The organism is Klebsiella sp. M041, assembly GCF_059759695.1.
The window spans coordinates 152,595-179,319 of sequence record NZ_JCAXWU010000005.1 but is presented as its reverse complement, the minus strand read 5'-3'; the positions used below and the strand labels follow the sequence as shown (position 1 = coordinate 179,319).

Sequence of the window (26,725 nt, the reverse complement as noted above, 5' to 3'; positions counted from 1 at the left end):
CTTCGTGATTTCACCTTCCAGCGTTTCAGAGCCAGCCCATGAGTTATCAGGTCTTAGCCCGTAAATGGCGCCCACAAACCTTTGCTGACGTCGTCGGCCAGGAACATGTGCTGACCGCACTGGCGAACGGCTTGTCGTTAGGGCGCATTCATCACGCTTATCTCTTTTCCGGTACCCGCGGGGTCGGTAAGACTTCCATCGCCCGCCTGCTGGCGAAAGGGTTAAACTGTGAAACCGGCATCACCGCCACCCCCTGCGGCGTGTGCGATAACTGCCGGGAAATAGAACAGGGGCGCTTTGTCGATCTGATTGAGATTGACGCCGCCTCGCGAACCAAAGTCGAAGATACTCGCGACCTGCTGGATAACGTCCAGTACGCGCCGGCCCGCGGCCGCTTTAAGGTCTATCTCATCGACGAAGTCCATATGCTGTCGCGCCACAGCTTCAACGCGTTATTAAAGACGCTGGAGGAGCCGCCGGCGCACGTCAAATTCCTGCTGGCGACGACGGATCCGCAGAAGCTGCCGGTGACGATCTTATCCCGCTGCCTGCAGTTCCACCTGAAGGCGCTGGACGTTGAACAGATCCGCCATCAGCTGGAGCATATTCTTGGCGAAGAGCAGATTGCCTCCGAGCCCCGCGCGCTGCAGCTCCTGTCGCGCGCCGCCGACGGCAGCCTGCGTGATGCCTTAAGTCTGACCGATCAGGCTATTGCCAGTGGAGAAGGGCAACTGACGGCGGCGTCGGTGAGCGCCATGCTCGGCACCCTCGATGACGATCAGGCGCTGTCGCTGATTGAAGCCCTGGCCGCCGCCGATGGCGAGCGGGTCATGGCGGGCGTCAATGACGCCGCCGCGCGCGGCGTTGAATGGGAGGCGCTGCTGGTGGAGATGCAGAGCCTGCTGCACCGCATCGCCATGGTTCAGCTGTCCCCTTCGGCGCTGGGCGCCGACATGGCCGCGGTCGAAGTGCGAATGCGCGAACTGGCGCGCACCGTACCGCCGGGCGACGTTCAGCTCTACTACCAAACGCTGCTGATTGGCCGCAAAGAGCTGCCCTATGCCCCGGACCGGCGGATGGGCGTCGAAATGACGCTGCTGCGCGCCCTGGCGTTTCATCCGCGTAAGCCGCTGCCCGAGCCGGAGGTGCAGCCGGCACAGGCCGCCGCGCCCGCGCCGCGCCAGCCGGTTTCCCCCGCAGCGCCGCCGCCGCAGCCGCCGCAGAGTTTGCCGCCGACCACCAGCCAGGTGCTGGCGGCCCGCAGCCACCTGCAGCGCAGCCAGGGAGCAACCACCCCAAAAAAGAGTGAACCGGCAGCCGCTTCCCGCGCGCGGCCGGTGAATAACGCTGCGCTGGAGCGACTGAGTTCGATTACCGAGCGCGTCCAGGCTCGTCCGGCCGCGGCGGCGCTGGAGCAGGCCCCGGCGAAGAAAGAGGCCTATCGCTGGAAGGCGACGACGGTGGTTGAAGAGACCAAAGTCGAAGTCGCCACGCCTAAAGCGCTGAAAAAAGCGCTGGAGCATGAAAAAACGCCGGAGCTGGCGGCTAAGCTTGCCGTTGAAGCGGTCGAGCGCGACAGCTGGGCGGCGGAAGTGAGCCAGCTGGCGGTACCGAAGCTGGTCGAGCAGGTGGCGCTCAACGCGTGGAAAGAGCAGGAGGGCAATCGCGTCTGTCTGCATCTGCGCCCCAGTCAGCGCCACCTCAATTCCGCCGGCGCGCAGCAAAAGCTGGCTGAAGCGCTGGGGGTGTTGTACGGTACGCCGGTTGAATTGACCATCGTGGAAGACGATAATCCCGCGATGCGCACGCCGCTGGAGTGGCGGCAGGCTATTTATGAAGAGAAGCTCGCGCAGGCGCGCGACGCGATTATTGCGGATAATAACATTCAGACCCTGCGTCGTTTCTTCGACGCCGATCTGGATGAAGAGAGTATCCGCCCCATTTGACTGCAAGTTTGACTTGCAGTCAGTACCTTTAATGATGACTGACTGAGAGAGAAGCCTATGTTTGGTGGAAAAGGCGGCCTGGGTAACCTGATGAAGCAGGCCCAGCAGATGCAAGACAAAATGCAGAAGATGCAGGAAGAGATCGCTCAGCTGGAAGTGACCGGCGAGTCCGGCGCGGGTCTGGTGAAAGTGACCATCAACGGCGCGCACAACTGCCGCCGCGTGGAGATCGACCCAAGCCTGCTGGAAGATGACAAAGAGATGCTGGAAGATCTGGTGGCTGCCGCGTTCAACGACGCCGCGCGCCGTATCGAAGAGACCCAGAAAGAGAAGATGGCTTCCGTCTCTGCCGGTATGCAGCTGCCGCCAGGCTTCAAGATGCCGTTCTGATGCAAACCAGCCCGCTGTTAACTCAGCTTATGGAAGCGCTGCGCTGTCTGCCGGGCGTCGGCCCGAAGTCCGCGCAGCGCATGGCGTTTACCCTGCTGCAGCGCGATCGCAGCGGCGGGATGCGTCTGGCGCAGGCGCTGACGCGCGCGATGTCGGAGATCGGCCACTGCGCCGATTGCCGCACCTTCACCGAGCAGGAGGTGTGCAATATCTGCAGCAACCCGCGTCGCCAGGAAAACGGCCAAATCTGCGTGGTGGAGAGTCCGGCGGACATCTACGCCATTGAGCAGACCGGGCAGTATTCCGGCCGCTACTTCGTGCTGATGGGGCACCTGTCGCCGCTCGACGGCATCGGGCCTGACGACATCGGGCTCGATCGCCTGGAACAACGGCTGGAGGCGGAGTCGATCACCGAGGTGATCCTTGCCACCAACCCGACCGTTGAGGGCGAGGCGACGGCCAACTACATCGCTGAGCTGTGCGCGCAGTATGGCGTCGACGCCAGCCGAATCGCCCACGGCGTGCCGGTGGGCGGCGAGCTGGAGATGGTCGACGGCACCACGCTGTCCCACTCGCTGGCCGGTCGCCACAAGATTACTTTCTGAGCAAATGGAGGCGGCCATCGCCGCCTCCGCTTGAAAAATTTCCCCGCTGTCCCCATCTCCCACTCAACGGTTTTTTACCCATTTAAAATGGCATTGTTGAGGTTGAATCAGATGAAAGGACAAGAAACTCGTGGTTTTCAGTCAGAAGTAAAACAGCTTCTGCACCTGATGATCCATTCCCTCTATTCCAACAAAGAAATCTTTCTGCGTGAGCTGATTTCCAACGCCTCTGATGCGGCCGATAAGCTGCGTTTCCGCGCGCTGTCGCAGCCGGATTTGTATGAGGGAGACGGCGAGCTGCGCGTGCGGGTTTCGTTTGATAAAGACAACCGTACCCTGACCATCGCCGATAACGGTATCGGCATGAACCGGGAAGAGGTTATCGACCATCTCGGCACCATCGCCAAATCCGGCACCAAAGCGTTCCTGGAATCCATGGGTTCCGACCAGGCAAAAGATAGCCAGCTGATTGGCCAGTTCGGCGTCGGCTTCTATTCGGCCTTCATCGTGGCAGATAAAGTGACCGTGCGCACCCGTGCGGCAGGCGATAAACCTGAAAACGGCGTGTTCTGGGAATCCGCCGGCGAAGGGGAATATACCGTGGCCGACATCACCAAAGCCGATCGCGGGACCGAAATCACCCTGCATCTGCGTGAAGGTGAGGACGATTTCCTCAACGACTGGCGCGTGCGCTCCATCATCAGCAAGTATTCCGACCACATCGCGCTGCCGGTTGAGATTGAAAAACAGGAAGAGAAAGACGGCGAAACCGTTATCAGCTGGGAAAAAATCAACAAGGCGCAGGCCCTGTGGACCCGCAGCAAGTCTGAAGTTAACGACGACGAGTACAAAGAGTTCTATAAGCACATTGCCCATGACTACAGCGACCCGCTGACCTGGAGCCACAACCGCGTGGAAGGTAAGCAGGAGTACACCAGCCTGCTGTATATCCCGTCGCAGGCGCCGTGGGATATGTGGAACCGCGATCATAAACACGGCCTGAAGCTGTACGTCCAGCGCGTGTTCATTATGGACGACGCCGAGCAGTTTATGCCGAACTACCTGCGCTTCGTACGCGGCCTGATAGACTCCAACGATCTGCCGCTGAACGTCTCCCGTGAAATCCTGCAGGACAGCAGCGTGACCCGTAACCTGCGCACCGCGCTGACCAAACGCGCGCTGCAGATGCTGGATAAGCTGGCGAAAGACGACGCCGAAAAATATCAGACTTTCTGGAAACAGTTCGGCCTGGTGTTGAAAGAGGGCCCGGCGGAAGATCCGAGCAACCAGGAGGCGATCGCCAAACTGCTGCGCTTCGCGACCACCCATACCGACTCCTCCGCGCAGACCGTGTCGCTGGAAGAGTACGTCTCGCGTATGAAAGACGGTCAGGAGAAGATCTACTACATCACAGCCGACAGCTATGCGGCGGCGAAAAGCAGCCCACACCTCGAACTGCTGCGTAAGAAAGGGATCGAAGTGCTGCTGCTCTCCGATCGCATCGACGAGTGGATGATGAGCTACCTGACCGAATTCGACGGCAAAGCGTTCCAGTCTGTCGCTAAAGCCGACGAGTCGCTGGACAAACTGGCGGACGAAGTGGACGAGTCCACCAAAGAAGCCGAAAAAGCGCTGGAGCCGTTCGTTGAGCGTGTGAAAAACCTGCTTGGCGACCGGGTCAAAGAGGTGCGTCTGACCCATCGTCTGACCGACACCCCGGCGATTGTCACCACCGATGCCGACGAGATGAGCACCCAGATGGCGAAGCTGTTCGCGGCTGCGGGCCAGGCGGCGCCGGAAGTGAAATACATCTTCGAACTGAACCCGGCGCATCAGCTGGTGAAACGCGCAGCCGATACCCAGGATGACGCGCAGTTCGGCGAATGGGTGGAACTGCTGCTGGATCAGGCGCTGCTGGCCGAGCGCGGCACGCTGGAAGATCCGAACCAGTTTATCCGCCGTATGAACCAGCTGCTGGCTTCCTGACGCGAACCTGAATGAGTAGCCCGGCCGAGCGACGCGACGCCGGGAACGGGATAAATGCCCCGTCTGAGCGATTTGCTCCGGCGGGGCATTTCACATTGGATGGCATAAAATATCTCACCATTAACCGTTTCAGCCGCACCGCCTTCCTTGAGCCATCGCCGTTCTGGTGGTATGGTTTAGCGTTTTTGAAAAATTGAATCGACTTTTGAGGGGATTTTCGTAATGCGTATTATTCTGCTTGGCGCTCCGGGCGCGGGTAAAGGAACTCAGGCTCAGTTCATCATGGAGAAATACGGTATTCCGCAAATCTCCACCGGCGATATGCTGCGCGCTGCGGTAAAATCCGGCTCCGAGCTCGGTAAGCAAGCGAAAGACATCATGGACGCCGGCAAGCTGGTGACCGATGAGCTGGTTATCGCGCTGGTTAAAGAGCGTATCGCCCAGGAAGATTGCCGTAACGGCTTCCTGCTGGACGGCTTCCCGCGCACTATTCCGCAGGCTGACGCCATGAAAGAAGCGGGCATTACCGTTGATTACGTGCTGGAATTCGATGTGCCGGACGAACTGATCGTCGACCGCATCGTTGGCCGTCGCGTTCACGCGGCATCCGGTCGCGTATACCACATCAAATTTAATCCGCCGAAGGTGGAAGGCAAAGACGACGTGACCGGCGAAGAGCTGACCACCCGTAAAGACGACCAGGAAGAGACCGTGCGTAAGCGTCTGGTGGAATATCATCAGATGACGGCGCCGCTGATCGGCTACTACACCAAAGAAGCGCAGGCGGGCAACACCAAATACGCCAAAGTCGACGGCACCAAAGCGGTGGCTGACGTGCGCGCCGAACTGGAAAAAATCCTCGGCTGATAAAGCCTTTTCTCATCCTGCTGCGGCAGGATGAGAACTTCTCTCATTCCTACCTTTTGCTATGATTGGTTCCGTTTAGCGCCATTTCAGCTACAATTGGCTGCGATTCAAATGGTTAAGAGGCGGTAATGCATCAGACGAAAACAGGTATCTTGCTGGCCAATTTAGGCACTCCCGATGCGCCCACCCCCGGTGCGGTGAAGCGCTATCTGCGACAATTCCTCAGCGACAAACGGGTGGTGGATACGTCTCGTCTGCTATGGTGGCCGCTGCTGCGCGGCGTCATACTGCCGATTCGCTCTCCCCGCGTGGCTAAACTCTATCAGTCCGTCTGGATGGAAGAGGGGTCGCCGCTGATGGTATACAGCCGTCGCCAGCAGCAGGCGCTGGCCGCCAGACTGCCGGATACCCCGGTGGCGCTGGGCATGAGCTATGGATCGCCGTCGCTGGCCAGCGCGGTGGATGATTTACTGGCGCAGGGGGTGGGGCACATCGTAGTGCTGCCGCTGTATCCGCAATATTCCTGCTCGACGGTGGCTGCCGTCTGGGATGAGCTGGCGCGGATCCTCGCGAAGAAACGCGCCATTCCCGGTATCTCGTTTATTCGCGATTACGCCGGGGACCCGGACTATATCCATGCCCTGGCGGCCAGCGTGCGCGCCTCGTTTGCCGTTCATGGGGAACCGGATCTGCTGCTGCTCTCCTATCATGGGATCCCGCAGCGCTATGCCAATCAGGGGGATGATTATCCTCAGCGCTGTCGCGATACCACGCGGGAACTGGTCTCCGCGCTGGGGCTGCCGCCGGAGCGGGTGATGATGACCTTCCAGTCGCGCTTTGGTCGGGAACCCTGGCTGACGCCGTACACCGATGAGACGCTGAAGATGCTCGGCGAGAAAGGGACGAAGCATATTCAGGTGCTGTGCCCGGGGTTTGCCGCCGACTGTCTCGAAACGCTGGAAGAGATCGCCGTCCAGAACCGGGAAATATTCCTCGAAGCGGGCGGAAAGCAATATGAATACATTCCGGCGCTTAACGCGGACGCCGCGCATATTGAGATGATGGTCAACCTGACGGCGCCTTATCGCTGATCGCGCGCAGGGCGGGGAATATGCTACTATTTCCCGCTTGTTCCCTGTTATTTAAGCGCCACTATGAAATTTCCCGGTAAACGCAAATCCAAACACTATTTTCCCGTTAACGCCCGCGACCCGCTGCTGCAGCAAATTCAGCCGGAGAATGAATCCAGCGTCTCCTGGGTGGTGGGTATCGACCAGACGCTGGTGGATATCGAAGCGAAAGTGGATGAGGCGTTTATCGTGCGCTACGGCCTGAGCGCGGGCCACTCGCTGGTGATTGAAGATGACGTCGCCGAGGCGCTGTACCAGGAGCTGGTGCGCAATAATCTTATTACCCATCAGTTTGCCGGCGGCACGATCGGCAATACCATGCACAACTACTCGGTGCTGGCGGACGATCGCTCGGTGTTGCTTGGCGTCATGTGCAGCAATATCGAAATCGGCGGCTATGCCTATCGCTACCTGTGCAATACCTCCAGCCGTACCGATCTGAACTATCTGCAGGGCGTCGACGGCGCCATTGGCCGCTGCTTCACCCTGATCAGCGACAGCGGCGAGCGCACCTTCGCCATCAGCCCGGGTCATATGAACAAGCTGCGCCCGGAAAGCATTCCGGAAGCGGTGATCGCCGGCGCCTCGGCGCTGGTGCTGACCTCCTACCTGGTACGCTGCAAGCCGGGCGAGCCGATGCCGGACGCGACGATGAAAGCCATCGAGTATGCCAAAAAGCATGATGTGCCGGTGGTGTTAACTCTTGGAACCAAATACGTGATTGCCGATAACCCGGCGTGGTGGCAGCAGTTCCTGCAGGAGCATGTCTCGATTCTGGCGATGAATGAAGAGGAAGGGGAAGCACTGACCGGCTTTGCCGATCCGCTGACGGCGGCGGATAAAGCGCTGGACTGGGTCGACCTGGTGCTGTGCACCGCCGGACCGGCGGGGCTGTATATGGCGGGCTTCACTGAAGAAGAGGCGAAGCGTAAGACCCAGCATCCGCTGCTGCCGGGGGCGATCCCGGAATTTAACCAGTTCGAATTCAGTCGCGCGATGCGTCACCAGGACTGCGTCAATCCGCTGCGGATTTATTCGCACATTGCGCCGTATATGGGCGGCCCGGAGAAGATCATGAACACCAACGGCGCAGGGGACGGCGCGCTGGCGGCGCTGCTGCATGACATCACCGCCAATAACTACCATCGCAATAACGTCCCCAACTCCAGCAAACACAAATGCAAATGGCTGACCTACTCCTCGCTGGCGCAGGTGTGTAAATATGCCAACCGCGTGAGCTATCAGGTGCTGAACCAGCACTCGCCGCGCTTAACCCGCGGCCTGCCGGAACGTGAGGACAGCCTGGAAGAGGCGTACTGGGATCGGTAAGCGAGTCCCTCTCCCGACGGGAGAGGGCAGAACATCAGCCGGTGACCACTTCACCGGCGGGTGGCGTTTCCAGAAGCTGCAGCATGGCGCGAGCAATTTCCCGCTCGCCCATCACCACCTGATTGGCCCCACGGTCGATAATGTAATCCACTTCGTCATCATAATGGGCGCGGGCGATAATCTCGATATGCGGACATTTTTCCCGTGCGGAAGCGACAATCTCGCCGGCCTCGTAGCCGTTGGGAATGGTCAGCAGCAGCCAGCGGGCGCAGTCGAGATGCGCCAGCTCCATGATCTCTTCATTGGCGGCATTGCCCAGCACCGCGCTGATCCCGCGCTCGCGTAGCTCATCCACGCGGGTGCGCGAGGTTTCAACCACCACCAGCGGGATCCCCTGGGCCATCAGCTTCTCGCCCAGCAGGCTGCCGACGCGGCCGAAACCGACCAGCAGCGCGTGGTTGCAGATATCGACCGGCACCTGCTTCTCGTCTTCCAGCACCTCTTCCAGGGTCTGCTCGTCGAGGGTTTCGGTTTTATCGAGATATTTCTCCAGCAGAGTGAACAGTACCGGGTTGAGCATAATCGAGATGATCGCTCCGGCCAGCACCAGGTTTTGCCCGGCCTGCGGCAGCAGGTTAAGCGCCATCCCCAGGCCGGCGAGAATAAAGGCAAATTCACCTATCTGCGCCAGGCTGGCGGCAATGGTCAGTGCGGTACGCGGCGAGTGGCCAAACATACGCACGAGGAAAAAGGCGGCTGCGGATTTACCAAAGATAATGATCGCCAGCGTCGCCAGCACCGCCAGCGGCTGCTGGACCAGCACCATCGGGTCAAACAGCATGCCGACGGAGACAAAGAACAGCACCGCGAAGGCGTCGCGCAGCGGCAGGGTGTCATGAGCGGCACGGTGGCTCAGCTCGGATTCGTTAAGCACCATGCCGGCAAAGAAGGCGCCGAGGGCGAAGGAGACATCAAACAGCTCCACGGCGCCGAAGGCGATGCCCAGCGCCAGGGCCAGCACCGACAGGGTGAACAGCTCGCGCGAGCCGGTGGCCGCGCTGCGCGACATGATCCACGGCACCAGCCGACGGCCGACCAGCATCATAATGGCGATAAAGGCCACCACTTTGCCAATGGTGATCCCGAGGTCGAGGGCCAGGGAAGCGAAGCCGAGGTTGCCTTTCTCCGCCATACCGGCCACCGCCGGCAGCAGGACCAGCGTCAGGACCATCACCAGGTCTTCCACAATCAGCCAGCCGATGGCGATCTGCCCGCGCTGACTGTCAATCAGCTGTCGTTCCTCCAGGGCGCGCAGCAGCACCACGGTACTGGCGGTGGAGAGGCACAGACCAAAGACGATGCCGGTCATCAGCGACCAGCCAAGGGCGGCGGAGAGCGCCATACCCAACAGCGTCGCCACGGCTATCTGGGCGATGGCCCCGGGAATGGCGATCGACTTTACCGCCATCAGATCCTTGAGGGAGAAATGCAGGCCGACGCCGAACATCAGCAGGATCACGCCGAGCTCCGCCAGTTCCGGAGCCAGTTTGGTGTCAGCAACAAAGCCAGGGGTGAAAGGTCCGGACAGCACGCCCGCTAAGAGATATCCCACCAGAGGAGAAATACGTAGCTTATTGGCAATCATGCCGAGAATAAAGGCGAGCACGAGGCCGCCGACAATGGTGGTGATTAGCGGTGTTGCGTGGTGCATTCCGTCTCCTTTCCAGTGGTGAATCGGTCCATTTTGCTACCCTGTCCGCGTAATAGTTTATGACAAAAACGTTCACTTTGTTTATGAATAATTCTTGAATTGTGCAAAAAAATGCAATTGGCCGCTGAAAAGGCACAGAAGGAAAAATCGAGAGAGGAATGCGCGCATCAGGCCGATGGCGCAAGGGGTAACGGCGGCCAGCGTTACACTTTGGCCGCCGGATAATCAGGCTTTTTGCCGGTTATCAGGAAGAAATATCGTCAGGAATCCCAGCAGCGGCAGGAAGGCGCAGATTTTATATACCAGGTCGATGCTGGTATGGTCCGCCAGCAGGCCCAGCACCGCGGCGCCAAGGCCGCCCATACCAAAGGCGAAGCCGAAAAACAGGCCTGAAACCATGCCGATACGTCCCGGCAGCAGCTCCTGGGCATAGACCAGAATAGCGGAGAAGGCCGAGGCGAGGATAAAACCAATGATCACCGTTAAAATCCCGGTCCATTCCAGGCTGGCATAGGGTAAAACAAGGGTGAAAGGCGCCACGCCGAGGATAGAGCCCCAAATAACATATTTTCGTCCAATCTTATCGCCAACGGGCCCGCCAATCACCGTCCCGGCGGCCACCGCGAACAGGAAGGCAAACAGATGCAGCTGGGCGTTTTGCACCGATAAGCCGAACTTATGCATCAGATAAAAGGTGTAATAGCTGCTGATGCTCGCCATATAGAAGTATTTCGAGAAAATCAGCATCAGCAGAATACCTACCGCCAGAATCACCTTATTGCGCGGCAGCGGATTGACGATCGCCGGCTTCGGTTTGCCCTTATTCATCCGGTGCTGCGCGGCGTACCAGCGGCTGATTTGCGACAGCACGACGATAGCCAGCAGGGCGGCCAGCACGAACCAGGCGACGTTGCCTTTACCATACGGGGCGATGATCACCGCCGCCAGCAGCGGGCCAAGCGAACTGCCGAAGTTGCCGCCGACCTGGAACAGCGACTGGGCCAGGCCGTGACGGCCGCCGGAGGCCATCCGTGCCACGCGGGATGATTCCGGATGGAAAACCGAGGAGCCGGTACCCACCAGCGCGGCGGCCAGCAGCACCATACCGAAGCTACCGGCCAGCGCCAGCAGGATCAAACCGCAGAGGGTAAAGCACATGCCCACCGGCAGCGACCACGGCATCGATCGTTTATCGGTGATGTAGCCAATCACCGGCTGGAACAGCGATGAGGTGAGCTGGAAGGTGAGGGTGATCATCCCAATCTGCACGAAGGTAAGGGAGAACTCGGCTTGCAGCAGCGGGTAGATAGCGAGTATGAGCGACTGGATCATATCGTTAAGCAAATGGGACAGGCTGATCGCGCCTAAGATGCCAAACGAGGTGCGCGCTTTTTGCGGCGGCGCGTCGGTACTGGGTAAGGTCTGAGCGGATTGGTTGGTTGTCATAGGTTCACTTCAGCGAGTTCGATTTGTTGTAGAGAATGCAGGTTGTTACCCTAAATAATTCGAGTTGCAGGCAGGCGGCGACGCAGCGAATCCCCAGGAGCTTACTCTCGTAAGTGACTGGGGTGAGCGAGGACAAATTCGTCAGGAACGAATTTGAACGCAGTTCACTGCGCCCGTAAGGGCGAGGCCCAGGGATGGGCCGAGTTATTGCCAACGCACATGCAACTTGAAGTATGACGGGTAGAATTATTATCCGACTAACATACCTGTTGATAAGGTTTGAAGGAAGTCGCAATTCTGAAAACATATTTGTCAACGCGGCTAACTCGCTATACTTTCGGCACTTGGGATTAAGTCAGGGAGTGAAGCATGCATTATTTCAAACACAGCGTGGCGCTGGCGTTATTCGCCGCTTTATCGCTGGGCAGCCTGTCCGCGCAGGCCTATGAGCAGGATAAAACCTATAAAATTACCATCCTGCACACCAACGATCACCACGGCCATTTCTGGCGCAATGACTACGGCGAATATGGCCTGGCGGCGCAAAAAACGCTGGTGGACGGTATTCGTAAAGAGGTGGCGGCCGAAGGCGGTAGCGTTCTGCTGCTGTCCGGCGGGGATATCAATACCGGGGTACCGGAGTCTGATTTACAGGATGCAGAGCCCGATTTTCGCGGCATGAACTTGATCGGCTACGACGCGATGGCGGTGGGGAACCATGAGTTTGATAATCCGCTGAGCGTGCTGCGCCAGCAGGAAAAGTGGGCGAAGTTTCCGTTCCTGTCGGCCAATATTTATCAGAAAAGCACCGGCGAACGGCTGTTCAAACCCTGGGCGCTGTTTAAACGCGGCGGGTTAAAAATCGCGGTAATTGGCTTAACCACTGACGATACGGCCAAGATTGGCAATCCGGAATATTTCACCGATATCGAATTCCGCAAACCGGCGGAAGAGGCGAAGCTGGTGATCCAGGAGCTGCAGCAGAATGAAAAGCCGGACGTGATCCTGGCCACCACCCATATGGGCCACTATGACAACGGCAACCACGGGTCTAACGCGCCGGGGGATGTCGAGATGGCGCGGAGTTTACCCGCGGGCTCGCTGGCGATGATCGTCGGCGGTCACTCGCAGGATCCGGTGTGCATGGCTTCGGAAAATAAAAAACAGGTCGACTATGTGCCAGGGACGCCGTGCGCCCCGGATCGCCAGAACGGTATCTGGATCGTCCAGGCGCATGAGTGGGGCAAATACGTCGGCCGCGCCGATTTTGAGTTCCGCAACGGTGAGATGAAGCTGGTGCACTATCAGCTGATCCCGGTCAACCTGAAGAAAAAAGTGACATACGATAACGGCCAAAGCGAGCGGGTGCTGTATACGCCGCAGATCGCGGAGAACCCGCAGATGATGTCGCTGCTGACGCCGTTCCAGAACAAAGGTAAGGCGCAACTGCAGGTCAAGATCGGCAGCGTGAATGGTCATCTGGAGGGCGATCGCAGTAAAGTGCGCTTCGTACAGACCAATATGGGCCACCTGCTGCTGGCGGCGCAGATGGCGCGCAGTAACGCGGATTTCGCGGTGATGAGCGGCGGCGGGATCCGCGACTCCATCGAGGCGGGCGATATCACCTACAAGGATGTGATGAAGGTCCAGCCGTTCGGCAATGTGCTGACCTATGTCGATATGAGCGGCAAAGAGGTGGTGGATTACCTGACCGCCGTCGCGCAGATGAAGCCGGATTCCGGCGCCTATCCGCAGTTTGCGAACGTCAGCTTTGTGGCCAAAGACGGCAAGTTGAACGATCTGAAAATCAAAGGCGAACCGGTGGATCCGGCGAAGACCTACAGGATGGCGACGCTGAGCTTTAACGCCACCGGCGGCGATGGCTATCCGAACATCGCCGATAAACCCGGGTATGTGAATACCGGCTTTATCGATGCCGAAGTGCTGAAAGAGTATATCGAGAAGAACTCGCCGCTGGATGCCGCCGCCTATGAGCCGAAAGGCGAGGTGAGCTGGCAGTAACCCTGAGGGGAAGCCCGGATAAAGCGCGCTGCGTCGCTATCCGGGCGCTTTCCCGGTGGCGCTGCGCTCACCGGGCGACGGGGCGCGTCATCAATCGCGGCGGGCGATATCGGCGAACTTCGCATCCAGCAGCTGCGCCAGATCGCTGGCCGCCAGCTCAATATCCAGCCCGCGTTTGCCGCCGGAAATGTAAATGGTGGCAAATTCCTGCGCCGGGGCGTCAATCACCGTCGGCAGGCGCTTCTTCTGCCCCAGCGGACTGATACCGCCCACCAGATAGCCGGTGATACGCTGCGCCACCATCGGGTCGGCCATGTCGACTTTCTTGGCGCCCAGCGCTTTCGCCACTTTCTTCAAATCCAGCTGCCCGGCGACCGGGGTGACGGCGACCGCCAGATGCTTCATATCGCCATTTACGGCGACCAGCAGGGTCTTGTAAACCTGGTCGGCATTGAGGCCGAGCTTGCGCACCACTTCATCACCGAAGTTGGTCTCATTGGGATCGTGATCGTAACTGTGGATCTGAAAGGGGATTTTGTTTTTTTCGAGTAATTTAACGGCGGGAGTCATAGCTATCCTTCTTACCAACCGGTTTTGCGTGACGTTAGAATACGCCCGCAGGTTGTCTAAAAAATAGTACCATCTTGCGCAATAGTGTTGGCAGTGATGGTCACTTTGAGCGACAATCAGACGATCCGGGATGCAAATCCCGGGATAATAATAATGATGAAATTCCTCTTTGACGGGCCAATAGCAATATTGGCCATTTTTTTATGTCAGCATATCCGGCAGATTCCCTTCGCCATACAGATGCAGCGCGCCGACGGCGACCACGTAGCGGCCCGGCGGCAGGGCCAGCAGCGTCTCGCGCCAGGAGAGATTGCGCTGGTGCATCAGCACATCATACAAAGACTGGCTGAAGGTCGTCGGCAGCGATACCGCGCCGCGCGACGGCGGTTGCTCCAGCCACCAGCCGATCATGACCTGCAGTAAACGGGCGTTGGTGCGCCAGTGGGTCAGCGTATCCTCCAGCAGCGCCATTCCGCCATCGGGCAGGTCGCGCAGCAGCGCGATCTGGCTGTCGGCGCCTTCCAGCTCCATCACCGCTATGTTGCTCTCGCGGGCGGCCATCAGCAACTGATAATCGATACCGTAATCCGGCCTCAGCCCCAGCTTCTGCGCCTGGGTGGCCTGCAGAACCATCGCCACCTGCCACAGCGGCTGGCTGTCGAATAGCGCGACCGACAGGCCGAGTTCACCGGCTCGCGTCTGTAGCTCGCTCAGCTGCGCGTCGCTCAGGCGCTCCGCCAGCGGCGGATAAGCGGGGAGATGGCTAAACGGGGTTTCATTGCCGCTGATATCGGCCTCAACGATTAACGCATCGGCCTGGCGTATTTTTTTCAGCAGCTTCGCTGGCGGCGGCGCCATATCGCGGGTGCCCATATGGATGCTGCCGACGAGGTGCAGATAGCGTTCGCCGGGCAGGACGATATCCATCGCAGGCCAGGAATAAGACGAGCCGACGGCGGCTCGCCACAGCATTTTTATCCGGTTTAACAGGCCCATACGCGCTCCGAAGTGTGAGGCATTCATGCTAGCGCATATGGTGATACACGTCACCCTTCCAGCGGGCTTTTCTTGTCCCGGTAAAAAAGCGGGCGCCGACCCTGTCAGCGCCCGCTTTCCTGGACAGCGCTTACGCTTTTGGTTTAAAGCGCAGCAGGCGGTTAGCGTTACTCACCACGGTAATCGACGACAGCGCCATCGCCGCGCCGGCGACCACCGGATTGAGCAACGTGCCGGTCAGCGGCCAGAGGATCCCGGCGGCAATCGGGATGCCCAGCGAGTTGTAGACAAAGGCCCCCAGCAGGTTCTGCTTCATATTGCGTAAGGTCGCCTTCGAAATCGCCAGCGCATCGGCCACGCCGTGAAGACTATGGCGCATCAGGGTGATCGCCGCCGTTTCAATGGCGACATCGCTGCCGCCGCCCATGGCGATCCCGACATCCGCCTGCGCCAGCGCCGGGGCGTCGTTAATCCCATCGCCCACCATCGCCACTTTGTGCCCCTGGCTCTGCAGACGCTTAATGGCGTCGGCTTTACCGTCCGGCAGCACGCCGGCAATCACTTCATCAATGCCGGCTTCTTTGGCGATAGCATTCGCGGTAGTGGGGTTATCCCCGGTGAGCATCACCAGGCGGTAGCCCTGACGATGCAGGCGCGCCAGAGCGTCGACGCTGTCTTCGCGTAGCGGGTCACGGATGGCGAACAGCGCGGCCGCCTGACCATCTACCGCCAGCAGCACCGGCGTAGCCCCGCGCGAGGCCTGCGCCATCATCTCGCTTTCTATATCGCCGGTGGCGATATGTTGCTCGTTGAGCAATGCCTGGTTACCGAGCAGCAGGCGATGGCCTTCCGCTTCGCCGCTGACGCCAAGGCCGCGCAGGGTGCGGAAGCCGCTCACTTCCGGCAACGGGCTGTCTCCGGCTTTATCAAGGATCGCTCGCGCCAGCGGATGGCTTGAACCCTGCTCGAGCGCGGCGGCAAGACGCAGCGCGGTCATCTCATCAACGTCTGCGAAAGTTTTCACCGCCACCACCTGCGGCTTGCCTTCGGTCAGGGTGCCGGTTTTATCGAACACCAGGGTGTCGAGTTCACTGGCGCGCTGCAGAGCATCGGCGTCGCGCACCAGCACGCCGTATTCCGCCGCCCGGCCAACGCCGGAGATAATCGACATCGGCGTCGCCAGGCCTAAGGCGCACGGACAGGCGATAATCAGTACCGTGGTGGCGATCACCAGGGTATAGACGATCTGCGGCGCCGGGCCGAAGAAGTACCAGATCGCAGCGCTAATCAGCGCAATGGCGACCACCGCCGGGACAAACACCGCGGAGATTTTATCCGCCAGCTGGCCGATCTCCGGCTTGCTGCTCTGCGCCTGGCGCACCATGCGGATAATACGTGCCAGCGTTGTCTGGCTGCCGACGGCGCTGGCGGTGAACAGCACGCTGCCGTCCTGCACTACGGTGCCGGCGTGAATGGCGTCGCCGTCGCCTTTTTGCTGCGGTACCGGTTCGCCGGTGAGCATCGCTTCATCAAACCAGGCTTCCCCCTGGCTTATCACGCCGTCGACCGGGACGCGGTCGCCGGTCGTCAGGCGCAGCGTCATGCCGGCCTGAACTTCAGCGAGCGGCAGATCTTTCTCGCCCTCGGGCGTAACGACCCGCGCCGAAGGCGGCGTCAGGTCGAGCAGTTTTTCCAGCGCTTTTGAGGAGCGCTGGCGGGCGCGGGCCTCCAGCATATGGCCGAGGTTAATCAGGCCGATAATCATTGCGCTGGCTTCGTAATAGAGATGGCGGGCTTCCATCGGGAACCACTGTGGCCACAGGTTGACGCTCATCGAGTACAGCCAGGCGACGCCGGTACCGAGCGCCACCAGCGTATCCATGGTGGCAGTGCCGTTTTTCAGGCTTTTCCACGCGCTGCGGTAGAAGTGGCCGCCGGCGAAGACCATCACCGCCAAGGTGACGAGGCCGATGACCAGCCACAGCGAACGGTTGTCGTCGCTGACCATCATGTTATCGCCGATCATGCCCCAGACCATCACCGGCACGCCGACCAGCAGGGCGACAATCGCCTGCCAGCGAAAACGTTTCATGGTGGCGATGGCGGTTTCCTGCTGCCGTTCGCGGCGTTCCAGATCGTCCTCGATCGCCTCCGCGCCGTAGCCCGCTTTCTCCACCGCCTGCACTAATTCTGCGGCGGACGCACTGCCCATCACCAGCGCCGTGCGTTCCGCCAGGTTAACCCGCGCCTGTGAGACGCCCGGCACCGCGGCAAGCGCGTTTTGTACCCGGGAGACGCAGCTGGCGCAGCTCATGCCGTTGATCAGCAGCTGTTGACTGTCATCTTCGTCATGGGCTGCCGGAAGCTCAGGAGTGGCCGCTGTCAGTGCTTCCGACGGGATTGATGATTCTGCCAGCGGTTTAGCCTTTGGGTGGCTGAGCTCCGCGCCGTATCCGGCTTGTTTAACGGTTTCAATCAGCGCTTGTGCGCTGGCGCTGCCCGTCACATGGGCTTCAGTGAGGGTGACTTCCGCTTGCTCAACGTCAGGACGCTGCTCCAGACTCTCTTTCACGCGTTTAACGCAGTGGCCGCAGGAGAGGCCATCCAGCGTCAGGTCGATAGTGTTAGACATAAATAACTCCTGAATAATTTTCCGGTCAACGATTGACCAGAACCACTCTTTCATCGAGTATTAAGAAGGTTAAACCTTCCAGCAAGGGGAAGGTCAAGGAGAAAAAATGAATATCAGCGATGTGGCGAAAAAAACCGGTTTAACCAGCAAAGCGATTCGTTTTTACGAAGAGAAGGGGCTGGTGACGCCGCCGTTGCGGAGCGAAAACGGCTACCGCACCTACGGTCAGCAGCATCTCGATGAGCTCACGCTGCTGCGTCAGGCGCGGCAGGTGGGGTTTAATCTGGAAGAGTGCCGCGAGCTGGTGGCGCTATTCAACGACCCGTCACGGCACAGCGCCGATGTGAAAAAACGCACGCTGGAGAAAGTGGCGGATATCGAGAACCATATCCGCGAGCTGCAAAATATGCGCGCGCACCTGCTGGCGCTGGCTGAATCCTGCCCCGGCGACGACAGCGCGGAGTGCCCGATTATCGATAATCTTTCCGGCTGCTGTCATCGCAAGGCGCAGGCTTAACGAACAACGGGTCTGATCCGCAGCGTAATCCCTTCCACGGCGACTACTTCGACCTTGCTGCCCGCGGCGAGGTCCTCGTCAGCCATCACCGGCCAGGAGCTGTCGCCCACGCGCACGTGGCCGCGGCCGTTTACCAGGGGGGTATCCAGCGTCAGACGGCGGCCAATCAGCTGTAGCCCGCGCTGGTTGAGTTGAGCATCGGCAGGACGCTGCAGTTTGACGCGCTTGCGCAGCCACTTCGACCACAGCCACGCCGCCTGCAGGGTGAGGACGGCAAACAGCGTGCCTTGCCATTCCCAGCTCAGCGGCAGGAGCCAGGTCAGGGCGCCGGTCACCACGCCGGCGACGCCGCTCCATAGCAGGTATCCGCTGCCGCCCAGCATCTCGGCCGCCAGCAGCAGCCCGCCGAGGCTTAGCCAGAACAGATGGGGGTGGGCGAGGATCAGGTCGATCATGATTTTTTCCGATCGCCAGCGCCTTCTTTGATCAGCTCGCTGATCCCGGCGATCGATCCCATCAGGCTGCTGGCATCCAGCGGCATCAGCACCACTTTACTGTTGTTGGCGGCACCAATCTGCTGCAGCGCATCGGTGTATTTCTGCGCCACGAAGTAGTTGATCGCCTGAATATCGCCTGAGGCGATCGCCGAGGAGACCATCTGGGTGGCGCGGGCTTCCGCTTCAGCGGAACGCTCGCGGGCCTCCGCCTGCAGGAACGCGGACTGCCGCTCGCCCTCCGCCTTGAGGATCTGCGACTGCTTTTCCCCTTCCGCTTTCAGTATTTCCGCCTGACGCACCCCTTCGGCCTCGAGAATATAAGCGCGCTTGGTTCGTTCGGCTTTCATCTGGGCGTTCATCGAGGCGATAAGTTCCGCCGGTGGGCGAACGTCGCGAATTTCGACGCGGGTGATTTTCACCCCCCACGGGTTGGTGGCGTCGTCAACGATATGCAGCAGGCGGGTGTTAATGCTGTCGCGCTGGGAGAGCATTTCGTCCAGCTCCATCGAGCCGAGCACGGTACGGATGTTGGTCATCGTCAGGTTGACGATCGCCTGCTCAAGATTGCTGACCTCGTAGGCGGCCTTCGGCGCGTCAACCACCTGAATAAAGCAAACGGCGTCGATAGTGACGTTGGCGTTATCCCGGGAGATCACCTCCTGTGACGGGATGTCGAGCACCTGCTCCATCATGTTCACTTTGCGGCCGATGCGGTCCATAAACGGCACGACTAAGCTTAATCCCGGCTGCAGCGTCTGGGTAAAACGCCCGAAGCGCTCCACCGTCCACTGGTAGCCCTGCGGGACGATTTTCACCGCCGCGGCCACAATGACCAGCGCGACGAAAATAAGGATAGGAATAAAAATCAGCATCAAAAACCTCCTGTCTTGTTGCCTGGTGGGGCGCTACAAGGAAATAGCGCATGTTTAAATTGAGTATATCTTTCTCCTCATCCTGGAGAAAGGAAAGTGGGGTAAACTAGCGGTGTTTCAGAAAATAATCAGGAAGACTCATGAAGGAAAATAACGCGCTTTTGCGTCTCGAGGATGTGGGATTTAAGACCGACGACGCAGTTATTTTACATAATATCAACCTTCAGCTCAGACCCGGGGAATTCAAGTTGATTACCGGGCCTTCCGGCTGCGGGAAAAGCACCTTGCTGAAAATTATCGCCTCGCTGCTCAGCCCGACCTCCGGACGTCTGTTTTTCGATGATGCCGATGTCGCGACGCTGTCGCCGGAAAGGTATCGCCAGCAGGTCTCTTATTGTGCGCAGACGCCGGCGCTGTTCGGGGATTCGGTTTACGATAACCTGATTTTTCCGTGGCAGATCCGTAATAAACAACCGGATCCGCAGGCGCTGGTGGCCGATCTGCAGCGCTTTGGTCTTAGCGAAAATATGCTGGAAAAATCGATTAACGAACTGTCGGGCGGTGAAAAGCAGCGCGTATCGCTGATTCGCAATTTACAATTTCTGCCGCGCGTGCTGCTGCTGGACGAAATTACCAGCGCGCTGGATGAGAGTAATAAACAGAATGTGAATGACATTATTCATGGCTACGCGACGGAAAAACAGGTCGCTGTTCTCTGGGTCACCCACGATCGCAATGAAATTTCGCATGCCGATGAAGTAATTACGCTGCAACCTGCCGGCGGAAACATGCGGGAGGCACAGCATGAACGGGCATAACATTACGAACGAATCGCTGGCGCTGTCGATGGTGCTGGTGCTGATCGCTATTCTGGTGAGCTATCGGGAAAAGCTGGCGCTGGAAAAAGATATTCTCTGGAGCATCTGCCGGGCGATCGTGCAGCTGATTATCGTCGGCTATGTGCTGAAATATATCTTTAACGTCAACCATGCGGTTCTGACGCTGTTGATGGTGCTGTTTATCTGCTTTAACGCGGCGTGGAATGCCAAAAAGCGCAGTAAATATATCGATAAGGCGTTTGTCTCGTCATTTATCGCCATCACCACCGGCGCCGGGCTGACGCTGGCGGTGCTGGTGTTCTCTGGCTCGATAGCCTTCGTGCCGATGCAGGTGATCCCGATTGCCGGGATGGTGGCCGGGAACGCCATGGTGGCGGTGGGGCTGTGCTACAACAATATGGGCCAGCGCTTCAGCAGCGAGCAGCAGCAGATTCAGGAGAAGCTCAGCCTCGGCGCGACGCCGAAGATGGCCTCGGCGCGGCTGATCCGCGACAGCATCCGCGCGTCATTGATTCCCACCGTCGATTCAGCGAAAACGGTCGGCCTGGTGAGTTTGCCAGGGATGATGTCGGGACTAATTTTTGCCGGTATTGACCCGGTGAAGGCGATTAAGTACCAGATCATGGTAACTTTTATGCTGCTGTCGACCGCCAGCCTGTCGACGATTATCGCCGGCTATTTGACCTACCGGAAGTTCTTCAACGCCCGCCATCAGCTGGTGGTGACGCAGCTGAAAAAACGCCCGTGAACGATCCCGGGTTGCTAAGGCTACGTTGCGCCTCGTTCGCATAGCCCGGATAGCGCAGCGCTATCCGGGGCAGGCAACGGATTAGTACAGCAGCGAATAGAGCTGACGGCGGTATTTGGCGGCCAGCGCATCGCCGGTACCGAGGGCGGCGAGGATCTCCTGCAGCATCTTGCGCGCCTGGCCGTCGCCGGCGCCTAAATCCTTCTGCAGATGGCTGAACAGCAGCGCCAGCGCTTCTTCGTTACGCCCGACCTGATGCAGCTGTAGCGCCAGCTGGGAGGCCAGCAGCGCATCCTCCGGATTCTGTTCCACCTGCTGCTGCAGCTGCTGGATTTCCGGCGTGTCGGCGGCCTGTTTGAGCAGCTCAATCTGCGCCACCAGACCCTGATAGTGGGGATCCTGATCCTGCAGCGGGATGGTTTTCAGCACGCTTTCCGCTTCATCGGAACGGTGCAGGGCAATCAGCGTTTCCGCCAGCAGCAGGCCAATCTGGCTCTCCTGATTCGACAGCTGCCAGGCTTCCTTCAGCAGCGGCAGGGCATCGGCGTATTTTTCTTCCTGCATCAGGGCCAGCGCCTGCTGAGCTTTCAGCTCCTCTTCGCGGGGCAGGACTTTATCCAGCAGGGCGCGGATCGCTTCTTCCGGCTGCGGGCCTTCAAAACCGTCCACCGGCTGGCCGTTCTGGAACAGATAAACCGTAGGGATGGCGCGCAGACCAAACTGTGAAGCGAGCATCTGCTCAGCGTCGCAATCGACCTTCGCCAGCGTAAACTGGCCATTGTATTGCGCGGCCAGACGCTCAAGAACCGGGGTCAGCTGTTCGCAGTGCTGGCTGCGGGCAGACCAGAAGTAAAACAGCACCGGGACGTTCATAGACTGCTGTAGCGTCTGCTGCAGGTTCGCTTCGCTAATGTTGACAATATTCTGTTCGGACATGGGCATTTCTCGTTAGTCGATTTCTGTTTTACATGGGGGCGGCATTCCGCGCTTCAACTCAGCCGTGGATAATTTTGTCCATCGCGCGGGCTGGCAGCAGGCGTTTGAGCAGCGCCACCGCGTGGGTGACCAGGGTGACCGGGTAGCGCAGCTTCGGCTTATCGCTGGTAAAAGCGTGGCGCACTTTTTCCACCACCGCCTCCGGCCCGAGGGTAAAACGGGCGGCGATGCCCGGGTTTTCAACGGGCTTGTCGCTTTGCGTCTGGTTGACGTTATCGGTAAAGCGGGTGCGGATCGGGCCCGGTTCAATCAGGCTGACCTGAATACCGCTGTGGCGCAGCTCCATGCGCAGCGCATCGGACCATGCCTCAAGGGCATATTTGCTGGCGGCGTAGGCCCCGCGGCCGGGGCTGGCGATAAGCCCCATCACCGAGGAGGTCATCACGATGCGCCCTTCGCCGTGCGGGGTCATCGCCGGCAGCAGCAGCATGGTGAGCTGATGGGCGCCAAAAAAGTTGGCGGAAAACTGCTGTTCCATCTGCTGGCGGCTGATGGTGTTCAGCGGGCCATAGACGCCGTATCCGGCGTTATTGAACAAGCCGTAGAGACGATTATCGGTCAGCGCAATCACCTCCGCCGCCGCGCGCTCCACGCTCTGCGGGTCGTCCAGATCGAGCAAAATACCGGTTAGCCCCAGCTCCTGCATCCGCGCCACATCCTCCGCTTTGCGGCAGGCTGCCAGCACGCGAAAGCCCTCGCGGGTTAAATCCAGCGCGCTTTCCAGACCAATTCCGCTGGAACAGCCTGTCACTAAAACCGTTTTTTGCATAACTTTACCTGTCAGCGACCCCTGGCGTTCAGGAGTCATGATTAACTAAGGGAGCCAGCCGGTTCGCCATCCAGTCGGCGATAAACGGCTGCGCGTCGCGATTTGGGTGAATGCCGTCGTCCTGCATCCACTGGGGTTTCAGATACACCTCCTCCATAAAAAAGGGCAGGAGAGGAATAGCGAACTCTTTGGCCAGGGCCGGGTAAATCGCGCCGAAGGCTTCATTATAGCGGCGGCCATAGTTCGCCGGCAGGTGAATTTGCATCAGCAGCGGCTCGGCGTTGGCCGCTTTGATCGTCTGAATGATGGTGCGCAGCGTCTGCTCGGTCTGCTGCGGCGGAAATCCGCGCAGCCCGTCGTTGCCGCCGAGCTCAACCAGCACCCAGCGCGGCTGATGCTGCTTAAGCAGCGCTGGCAGACGGGCCAGTCCCTGCTGGGAGGTATCGCCGCTGATGCTGGCGTTCACCACCGGCGTTTTCGCCTGCCACTTCTCATTGAGCAGCGCAGGCCACGCGGCGTTGGCCGCCATCCGATAGCCAGCGCTCAGGCTGTCGCCGAGGATCAGCAGCGTGTCCGCCGCCATCGCGCGGCAGGTAAACAGGAACAAAAACAGGAAAGGCACATGCCAGCGGAAAACATACTTGAAGTTCATCATCTTAAGAAGTCCGTCGGTCAGGGGGAGCATCAGCTCACCATCCTTACCGGAGTTGAGCTGGTTGTCAAACCGCGGCAGACCATCGCCCTGATCGGCGAGTCGGGCTCCGGTAAATCGACCCTGTTGGCGATCCTCGCCGGCCTGGACGATGGCAGCAGCGGGGAAGTATCGATGCTGGGCAAACCGCTGCATCGGATGGATGAGGAGGCGCGGGCGGCGCTGCGGGCGCAGCACGTCGGTTTTGTATTTCAGTCGTTTATGCTGATCCCAACGCTCAGCGCCCTGGAGAACGTCGAGCTGCCGGCGCTGCTGCGCGGCGCCAGCGATAGCCAGAGCCGGGGCGATGCCCGGGCGCTGCTCGAGCAACTGGGGCTTGGCAAACGCCTGCACCACCTGCCGGCGCAGCTCTCCGGCGGCGAACAGCAGCGGGTGGCGCTGGCCCGGGCCTTCAATGGGCGTCCGGCCATTCTGTTCGCCGATGAGCCCACCGGCAACCTCGATCGCCAGACCGGGGACAAAATTGCCGATCTGCTGTTCTCGCTTAATCGCGAACACGGCACCACCCTGATCCTCGTCACTCACGATCCGCTGCTGGCGGCGCGCTGCGGCCGCCGTCTGCGTCTGGTGGATGGCCAGCTGCGGGAGGAAGCATGATCGCCCGCTGGTTCTGGCGCGAATGGCGCTCGCCGTCGCTGCTGATCGTCTGGCTGGCGTTAAGCCTCGCCGTGGCCTGCGTGCTGGCCCTGGGGTCGATAAGCGATCGAATGGAGAAAGGCCTCAGCCAGCAAAGCCGTGAGTTTATGGCGGGCGACCGGACGCTGCGCAGTTCGCGCGAGGTGCCCGCTGAGTGGATCGCGCAAGCGCGGAAGTCAGGGCTGAGCGTCGGCGAACAGCTGAGCTTCGCCACCATGACCTTTGCGGGCGATACGCCGCAGCTGGCGGACGTCAAGGCAGTGGATGACCGCTATCCGCTGTATGGCACTCTCGAGACGCAGCCGCCGGGGCTGAAGCCCCGGGCGGGCAGCGTCCTGCTGGCGCCAAGGCTGATGGCGCTGCTGAACCTGAAAACCGGCGATACGATTGACGTTGGCGACGCCACGCTGCGCATTGCCGGGGAAGTGATTCAGGAGCCGGATGCGGGGTTTAACCCCTTCCAGATGGCGCCGCGGCTGATGATGAATATGGCCGACGTGGCAAAGACCGGCGCCGTGCAGCCCGGCAGTCGCGTCGCATGGCGATATAAGTTCGCCGGCGACGCTGAACAGCTGGCCCGTTATGAGCAGTGGCTGCTGCCGAAACTCGGCCCGGAGCATCGCTGGATTGGTCTTGAACAGGACGACAGCGCGCTGGGCAAATCCCTCGAACGCTCGCAGCAATTCCTGTTGTTATCCGCGCTGTTGACGCTGCTGCTGGCCGTCGCGGCGGTGGCCGTGGCGATGGGCCACTACTGCCGCAGCCGCTACGATCTGGTCGCCATACTCAAGACGCTGGGCGCCGGACGGGTGCAGTTGCGCAAGCTGATTGTCGGTCAGTGGCTGCTGCTGCTGGCGCTGTCGGTGATAACCGGCGGGGTGGCGGGGCTGGCGCTGGAGCGCCTGCTGCTGCTGGTGCTCAAACCGGTTCTGCCCGCCGCGCTCCCGCCGGCCAGCGGCTGGCCGTGGCTGTGGGCGGTGGGCGCGACCGGCGTGATTTCCCTGCTGGTGGGCCTGCGGCCGTATCGGCTGCTGCTGGCGACCCTGCCGCTGCGAGTGCTGCGCCAGGACGTGGTGGCCAGCGTCTGGCCGTTAAAAATCTGGATCCCGACGGTCAGCGCCGTGGTGGTGGGCCTGCTGGCGTGGCTGATGGGCGGCAGTCCGCTGCTGTGGTCAGTGCTGGCCGGGGCGGTGGTGCTGGCGCTGCTGTGCGGCCTGGTGGGCTGGGGATTGCTGTGGCTGCTCAAACGCCTGACGCTCAGAGCCTTGCCGCTGCGTCTGGCGGTGAATCGCCTGCTTCGCCAGCCGTGGTCGACCCTCAGCCAGCTGGCGGCGTTTTCCCTGTCGTTTATGCTGCTGGCGCTCCTGCTGGTGCTGCGCGGCGATCTGCTCGACCGCTGGCAGCAGCAGCTGCCCCCGGAGAGCCCGAACTACTTCCTGATCAATATCGCCCCTGAGCAGATAATGCCGGTGAAGACCTTCCTCGCCGAACATCAGACGCGGGCGGCGGAATTCTATCCGATCGTCCGGGCTCGTCTGACGCAGATCAACGGCCAGTCCACGGACGGGAATAAAGACGAAGCGCTGAATCGCGAGCTTAATCTCACCTGGAGCGAACAGCGTCCGGATCATAATCCGCTGGTGGCCGGCAGCTGGCCGCCGAAGCAGGGCGAGGTATCGATTGAGGAGGGGCTGGCGCAGCGATTGGGAGTGACAATCGGCGATACGGTGACCTTTACCGGCGATACGCAGGAGTTCAGCGCGAAGGTGAGCAGCGTGCGCAAAGTCGACTGGGAGAGCCTGCGGCCAAACTTCTTCTTTATTTTCCCCACCGGGGCGCTGGACGGGCAGCCGCAGAGCTGGCTCACCAGCTTCCGCTGGGATAACGGTCCTGCGATGTTGACCCAGCTGAACCGCGAGTTTCCCACCGTCAGTCTGCTGGATATTGGCGCTATCCTGCGCCAGGTCGGCCAGGTGCTCTCCCAGGTCAGCCGGGCGCTGGAGGTGATGGTAGGCCTTGTGACGGCCTGCGGCGTGCTGCTGTTGCTGGCGCAGGTGCAGGTCGGTATGCGTCAGCGTCATCAGGAGCTGGTGGTCTGGCGCACGCTGGGGGCCGGGAAATCGCTGCTGCGCGCCACGCTGTGGGCGGAGTTTGCCCTGTTGGGGCTGGTCTCCGGCCTGGTGGCGGCGATAGGCGCCGAAGTGGCGCTGGCGATGCTGCAGACTAAAGTCTTTGATTTTCCCTGGGCGCCGGACTGGCGGCTGTGGGTGATGCTGCCGCTGACGGGAGCGGTGTTGTTATCCTTGTGCGGCGGCGGGCTGGGGCTGCGTTTATTAAAAGGGAAAGCGCTATTCCGTCAGTTTAGCCAGTAAGAATATTACATGTTGATGATGCGCCGCCGTTTTTGGCGGCGCTTTTATTTTAAGCGCACAAATTGATAAACCATTGATTTTTAAGCGCACGAAACATTAAAAACCCAGCAACACGCTGTGCTGATTCGCGGTTAATA

24 protein-coding genes and 1 other annotated feature are annotated in these 26,725 nt (G+C 59.9%); of the genes, 13 read left to right on the top strand and 11 right to left on the bottom strand.

Annotated features, from left to right (window positions below):
* The first annotated feature begins 38 nt into the window (after positions 1–38).
* The 7 genes from dnaX to AC6CWS_RS08085 all read left to right on the top strand — a co-directional run bounded on the left by dnaX (position 39) and on the right by AC6CWS_RS08085 (position 8,253).
* Positions 39–1,946 carry a DNA polymerase III subunit gamma/tau gene (gene dnaX, locus AC6CWS_RS08115; protein WP_102004593.1) on the top strand — a complete coding sequence of 636 codons (1,908 nt, stop codon included), beginning with the start codon at positions 39–41 and terminating at the stop codon, positions 1,944–1,946.
* Positions 1,279–1,343 (top strand) — a sequence feature (DnaX frameshifting element). Its footprint overlaps the gene before it by 65 nt.
* A 57-nt stretch (positions 1,947–2,003) precedes the next feature.
* Complete coding sequence (locus AC6CWS_RS08110) at positions 2,004–2,336, top strand: YbaB/EbfC family nucleoid-associated protein (protein ID WP_008805448.1); 333 nt, start codon at positions 2,004–2,006, stop codon at positions 2,334–2,336.
* Positions 2,336–2,941 (top strand): recombination mediator RecR, encoded by a 606-nt coding sequence (recR, locus tag AC6CWS_RS08105; protein WP_002892177.1) that lies wholly within the window; start codon positions 2,336–2,338, stop codon positions 2,939–2,941. The genes AC6CWS_RS08110 and recR overlap by 1 nt, the downstream gene beginning before the upstream one ends.
* A 111-nt stretch (positions 2,942–3,052) precedes the next feature.
* Positions 3,053–4,927 carry a molecular chaperone HtpG gene (gene htpG, locus AC6CWS_RS08100; RefSeq protein WP_023288652.1) on the top strand — a complete coding sequence of 625 codons (1,875 nt, stop codon included), beginning with the start codon at positions 3,053–3,055 and terminating at the stop codon, positions 4,925–4,927.
* 222 nt (positions 4,928–5,149) lie between these two features.
* Positions 5,150–5,794, top strand: a complete 645-nt coding sequence (gene adk / locus AC6CWS_RS08095; RefSeq protein ID WP_002892184.1) for an adenylate kinase — start codon at positions 5,150–5,152, stop codon at positions 5,792–5,794.
* A gap of 128 nt (positions 5,795–5,922) precedes the next feature.
* Entirely contained in the window at positions 5,923–6,885 is a 963-nt protein-coding gene (gene hemH / locus AC6CWS_RS08090) for a ferrochelatase (RefSeq protein WP_065882807.1), read from the top strand.
* Positions 6,886–6,948: 63 nt separating this feature from the next.
* The gene (locus AC6CWS_RS08085) at positions 6,949–8,253 is read left to right on the top strand and encodes an inosine/guanosine kinase (RefSeq protein ID WP_023288654.1); all 1,305 of its coding nucleotides are present in this window, start codon (positions 6,949–6,951) and stop codon (positions 8,251–8,253) included.
* Positions 8,254–8,287: 34 nt separating this feature from the next.
* Here the strand turns inward: AC6CWS_RS08085 and ybaL are convergent, their stop codons facing one another.
* Both ybaL and AC6CWS_RS08075 read right to left on the bottom strand, forming a co-directional pair.
* Positions 8,288–9,964: a YbaL family putative K(+) efflux transporter gene (gene ybaL / locus AC6CWS_RS08080; RefSeq protein WP_023288655.1), complete on the bottom strand. Its 1,677-nt coding sequence runs from the start codon at positions 9,962–9,964 to the stop codon at positions 8,288–8,290.
* A gap of 225 nt (positions 9,965–10,189) precedes the next feature.
* Complete coding sequence (locus tag AC6CWS_RS08075; protein WP_023288656.1) at positions 10,190–11,410, bottom strand: MFS transporter; 1,221 nt, start codon at positions 11,408–11,410, stop codon at positions 10,190–10,192.
* A gap of 369 nt (positions 11,411–11,779) precedes the next feature.
* Between AC6CWS_RS08075 and ushA the strand changes: the two genes are divergently transcribed.
* The gene (gene ushA / locus AC6CWS_RS08070) at positions 11,780–13,432 is read left to right on the top strand and encodes a bifunctional UDP-sugar hydrolase/5'-nucleotidase UshA (protein WP_032734896.1); all 1,653 of its coding nucleotides are present in this window, start codon (positions 11,780–11,782) and stop codon (positions 13,430–13,432) included.
* Between the two features lie 90 nt (positions 13,433–13,522).
* On the opposite strand, the gene ybaK is transcribed toward ushA, so the two are convergent.
* From ybaK to copA, 3 genes are all read right to left on the bottom strand, one after another.
* Positions 13,523–14,002, bottom strand: coding sequence for a Cys-tRNA(Pro)/Cys-tRNA(Cys) deacylase YbaK (gene ybaK / locus AC6CWS_RS08065; protein WP_004204728.1), 480 nt, complete (start codon positions 14,000–14,002; stop codon positions 13,523–13,525).
* A gap of 201 nt (positions 14,003–14,203) precedes the next feature.
* Positions 14,204–14,998, bottom strand: a complete 795-nt coding sequence (locus tag AC6CWS_RS08060) for a TraB/GumN family protein (RefSeq protein ID WP_065882806.1) — start codon at positions 14,996–14,998, stop codon at positions 14,204–14,206.
* A gap of 130 nt (positions 14,999–15,128) precedes the next feature.
* Positions 15,129–17,630 carry a copper-exporting P-type ATPase CopA gene (gene copA / locus AC6CWS_RS08055; protein ID WP_044521405.1) on the bottom strand — a complete coding sequence of 834 codons (2,502 nt, stop codon included), beginning with the start codon at positions 17,628–17,630 and terminating at the stop codon, positions 15,129–15,131.
* Between the two features lie 106 nt (positions 17,631–17,736).
* On the opposite strand from copA, the gene cueR reads away from it, so the two are divergent.
* Positions 17,737–18,147 carry a Cu(I)-responsive transcriptional regulator gene (gene cueR / locus AC6CWS_RS08050; RefSeq protein ID WP_004204725.1) on the top strand — a complete coding sequence of 137 codons (411 nt, stop codon included), beginning with the start codon at positions 17,737–17,739 and terminating at the stop codon, positions 18,145–18,147.
* On the opposite strand, the gene AC6CWS_RS08045 is transcribed toward cueR, so the two are convergent.
* Complete coding sequence (locus AC6CWS_RS08045; RefSeq protein ID WP_065882805.1) at positions 18,144–18,602, bottom strand: NfeD family protein; 459 nt, start codon at positions 18,600–18,602, stop codon at positions 18,144–18,146. The genes cueR and AC6CWS_RS08045 overlap by 4 nt on opposite strands.
* Positions 18,599–19,516, bottom strand: a complete 918-nt coding sequence (locus tag AC6CWS_RS08040) for an SPFH domain-containing protein (protein ID WP_004204723.1) — start codon at positions 19,514–19,516, stop codon at positions 18,599–18,601. The genes AC6CWS_RS08045 and AC6CWS_RS08040 overlap by 4 nt, the downstream gene beginning before the upstream one ends.
* A gap of 140 nt (positions 19,517–19,656) precedes the next feature.
* On the opposite strand from AC6CWS_RS08040, the gene fetA reads away from it, so the two are divergent.
* Both fetA and fetB read left to right on the top strand, forming a co-directional pair.
* The gene (fetA, locus tag AC6CWS_RS08035) at positions 19,657–20,334 is read left to right on the top strand and encodes an iron efflux ABC transporter ATP-binding subunit FetA (protein WP_065882804.1); all 678 of its coding nucleotides are present in this window, start codon (positions 19,657–19,659) and stop codon (positions 20,332–20,334) included.
* The gene (gene fetB / locus AC6CWS_RS08030; protein ID WP_004204721.1) at positions 20,321–21,103 is read left to right on the top strand and encodes an iron efflux ABC transporter permease subunit FetB; all 783 of its coding nucleotides are present in this window, start codon (positions 20,321–20,323) and stop codon (positions 21,101–21,103) included. The genes fetA and fetB overlap by 14 nt, the downstream gene beginning before the upstream one ends.
* A gap of 81 nt (positions 21,104–21,184) precedes the next feature.
* Here fetB and AC6CWS_RS08025 read toward each other — a convergent pair whose 3' ends face one another.
* The 3 genes from AC6CWS_RS08025 to tesA are packed head-to-tail and all read right to left on the bottom strand — an operon-like array spanning position 21,185 to position 23,520.
* Positions 21,185–22,039 (bottom strand): co-chaperone YbbN, encoded by an 855-nt coding sequence (locus AC6CWS_RS08025; RefSeq protein ID WP_101994825.1) that lies wholly within the window; start codon positions 22,037–22,039, stop codon positions 21,185–21,187.
* Between the two features lie 58 nt (positions 22,040–22,097).
* Positions 22,098–22,907 carry an SDR family oxidoreductase gene (locus AC6CWS_RS08020; RefSeq protein ID WP_072096484.1) on the bottom strand — a complete coding sequence of 270 codons (810 nt, stop codon included), beginning with the start codon at positions 22,905–22,907 and terminating at the stop codon, positions 22,098–22,100.
* Positions 22,897–23,520, bottom strand: coding sequence for a multifunctional acyl-CoA thioesterase I/protease I/lysophospholipase L1 (gene tesA, locus AC6CWS_RS08015; RefSeq protein WP_050533146.1), 624 nt, complete (start codon positions 23,518–23,520; stop codon positions 22,897–22,899). Before tesA ends, AC6CWS_RS08020 begins: the two co-directional genes overlap by 11 nt.
* Here tesA and ybbA point away from each other — a divergent pair.
* Both ybbA and ybbP read left to right on the top strand, forming a co-directional pair.
* On the top strand, positions 23,491–24,177 hold the full coding sequence (gene ybbA / locus AC6CWS_RS08010; protein ID WP_102004594.1) for a putative ABC transporter ATP-binding protein YbbA: 687 nt from the start codon (positions 23,491–23,493) through the stop codon (positions 24,175–24,177). The genes tesA and ybbA overlap by 30 nt on opposite strands.
* A complete protein-coding gene (gene ybbP, locus AC6CWS_RS08005; protein ID WP_080901324.1) occupies positions 24,174–26,588 on the top strand; it encodes a putative ABC transporter permease subunit YbbP in 2,415 nt (804 codons plus the stop codon). The genes ybbA and ybbP overlap by 4 nt, the downstream gene beginning before the upstream one ends.
* On the opposite strand, the gene AC6CWS_RS08000 is transcribed toward ybbP, so the two are convergent.
* Positions 26,565–26,678 (bottom strand): hypothetical protein, encoded by a 114-nt coding sequence (locus AC6CWS_RS08000; protein ID WP_032428640.1) that lies wholly within the window; start codon positions 26,676–26,678, stop codon positions 26,565–26,567. The genes ybbP and AC6CWS_RS08000 overlap by 24 nt on opposite strands.
* Positions 26,679–26,725: the final 47 nt, after the last annotated feature.